2 protein-coding genes are annotated in these 2,933 nt (G+C 56.1%); both read left to right on the forward strand.

Features of this window, described 5'->3' with window-relative positions; translation table 11 throughout:
• On the forward strand, positions 1 to 1,628 hold a 1,628-nt coding region (locus tag RMO15_RS25725), incomplete at its 5' end, for a penicillin-binding transpeptidase domain-containing protein (RefSeq protein ID WP_309719489.1).
• A partial coding sequence (locus tag RMO15_RS25730; RefSeq protein ID WP_309719493.1) for an alpha-amylase family glycosyl hydrolase occupies positions 1,625 to 2,933 on the forward strand: 1,309 nt, incomplete at its 3' end. The genes RMO15_RS25725 and RMO15_RS25730, both read left to right, overlap by 4 nt.

Below are 2,933 nucleotides of genomic sequence, written 5' to 3' on the forward strand. Positions count from 1 at the left end.
GCCCTAAAAAGCTCGCGAAGCTACAGGATCAAGATAAACAAACAAACTCCTATCTTGATCTTCTTGCAAAGCGAATTGAGGTGTCTCGCGAAGAGCTAGAAAAGACGATTCGTGGGAAGATTAGTGGAGAAAATGATCCCATTCCCGTTCGGGAAGGGCTTGATCAGGCCCTAATGGCACGTCTCTATGAGCAGAAAGACGATCTCCCAGGAATTTCTGTGGATGTCGTGCCAGTGCGCTCCTATCCTTTTCCCAATCGGGCAACTCATGTTCTTGGATATACCTCACAGGTTGATTCTAAAGATCTCAAAGATAAAAAAATTGCGAACTATCCTACGGAAAAGAAGTACCGTGGCGGGGATTTGATTGGACGAACGGGTCTAGAGATGCAGTACGACCCTTATCTACGAGGGACTATGGGCTCCGAGAGGTTTGAAGTCGATGGTCGGGGGCGTCGTCGCAAAGAAATGGGGGAGGAGCCCGCTAAGGCGGGTGACACGCTAGTTCTAGCGCTGGATGTACGTGTCCAGGAGGCGGCAGAGAAAGCGTTGGCAGGGAATCCGGGAGCTGTTGTGGCGATAGATCCCCGCAATGGTCACATTCTCGCCATGGCCAGCGGCCCCACCTATGATCTGAATCTGCGAACACGCCCCATGACGACAGTTGAGTCTGACATGCTCAATAAGGATAAGGTTAAGCGCCCCTTGCTCAATCGAACGATTGCGAGATTTCCACCAGGATCGACTTTTAAAATTATTACGATGGCAGCGGGACTTGCGACGGGGAAATTGCCTGGTGGTGTCGATTGTCACGGGTCCATTCCTATGGGGGGAGGGAAACCCAAGAATTGTCATGGCACGCATGGAAGCGTTAGCCCTACCTCCGCATTTGCCCAGTCCTGCGATATTTTTTACTACAAAGCAGGTGCCCAAATAGGTGATGTAAAGCTTGCTGAGTGGGCCGGAAAATTTGGTCTCGGAAAAGTAACGGGCCTTGATTTTCCTTATGAAAAGGCGGGGACAGTTCCGACAAAAAAGTGGGTGACGGAAGAACTCAAAGAGGGGTGGTGGAGGGGAAACCTCTATGACATGGCGATTGGGCAAGGGAAAGATGAGGCAACCCCCCTTCAGATGGCACTCGTTGCCGCGACAATTGCCAATGGAGGCACGGTCTGGCAGCCCCACCTCGTTGACAAAGTGGTAGATAGTGATGACCCGAAAAAAGTGTTGCTCGAAAATAGGCCTGTTGCTCTGGGTAAGCTGGGACTGAGCAAGGGCCATGTGGAGCAGATCCAGCGTGCCATGCGCTCGGTGGTCGAGTCAGGAACGGGAAAGTCAGCGGCAGTTTCGGGTGTTCAGGTCTATGGTAAGACAGGAACGGCTGAGACAGGGGTTTCCGGAAAGACACATGGGTGGTTTACAGGGTACGCATCTCGACAGGGCGAGGCTCCTAGTATCGCGGTCTGTGTCTTTCGTGAGGCGCTCAAATCAGGAGACCACTACCATGGGGGGGATGTCTGTGCCCCGATCGCGCGTCAGGTGATTGAGACCTATTTTAGCAGCGCGCCCACGAAGTCTCCTGTACCCAAGCCAACACCTCCTCCCAGCCGTCGCAGACAAAGCCAATGATCCCAGAGCTTGTTCGTCTTGACCCCACCCTCGCGCCTTACCGGGCGGAAATCCAGCAGCGCCTGACACTCTACTTGGCCGCTCAGAAGAGCCTTGGGCCACTGACGGGAGCCATAAGCCAGGGCCATAAACACTTTGGTTTTATACCGACCACAACTGGCTCGGTGGTCTATCGGGAGTGGGCACCCGCGGCCAAGAGTCTCCACCTAATCGGAGATTTTAACGGCTGGAACCGGAGTGCGACCCCTCTGGAGCGGGATGCTCACGGAACCTGGCAGGTAACCTTACCACCCGGCGCGCTGGTTCAGGGGAGCCTTGTCAAAGTGCATGTTCACGCTGCCGATGACAGCCGCCTCGACCGCATTCCCGCCTACATTCGCCGCGCGATCCAGAACCCGGAAACGAAAGATTTCTGTGGTGAAGTGTGGTTCGCACCAACTGCCCCTCCTGCCCCCAATATTGGGGGAGCTTACGGTGGCCTCCGTATCTATGAGGCGCATGTGGGGATGGCGCAGGAGGAGCTGGGAGTGGGGACTTTTGTTGAGTTCACCGAGAAGATTCTCCCCCGGATTGCGGCTCTGGGCTACGACACGGTGCAGCTCATGGCGATTCAGGAGCACCCATACTACGGCTCGTTTGGCTACCATGTCAGTAGCCTCTACGGCGTTTCCAGTCGCTTTGGCACGCCCGATGCGCTACGGGCGCTGATTGGGCGTGCCCATGCGCTGGGCCTGCGGGTACTGATGGATCTCGTGCATAGCCACGCTGTGAAGAACCTGCTGGAGGGCTTGAGCCGCTTTGACGGCACGGAGTGGCAGTACTTCCACGATGGTCCTCGTGGCTTTCACAGTGGCTGGGACTCGCGCTGCTTTGACTACGGCAAGCTCGAAGTGCTGCGCTTCTTGCTCTCCAATGTCCGCTACTGGTTGGAGGAGTACGGCTTCGATGGGTTCCGTTTCGACGGTGTCACGAGCATGCTCTACCACGACCATGGGATTCGGGATTTTCACGGCTACCCGGACTACTTCAGCGCCAATGTAGATGACGAGGCAGTGTGCTACTTGCAGCTTGCCAATGCGCTTGCCCATGAAGTTCGGCCCGATGTCATCACGGTCGCCGAGGATGTCTCGGGGATGCCGGGGCTCTGTCGGCCTGTGAGCGAGGGGGGCATTGGCTTTGACTACCGGCTGGCGATGGGCGTCCCGGACTTCTGGATTAAGCTGACCAAAGATACCCCCGATGAAGCCTGGTCGGTGGGAAGCATCTGGGGCACCCTGACCAACCGTCGGCACAGCGAGAGGCACA

The organism is Armatimonas sp. (assembly GCF_031410135.1).
Taxonomy (GTDB): Bacteria; Armatimonadota; Armatimonadia; order Armatimonadales; family Armatimonadaceae; genus Armatimonas.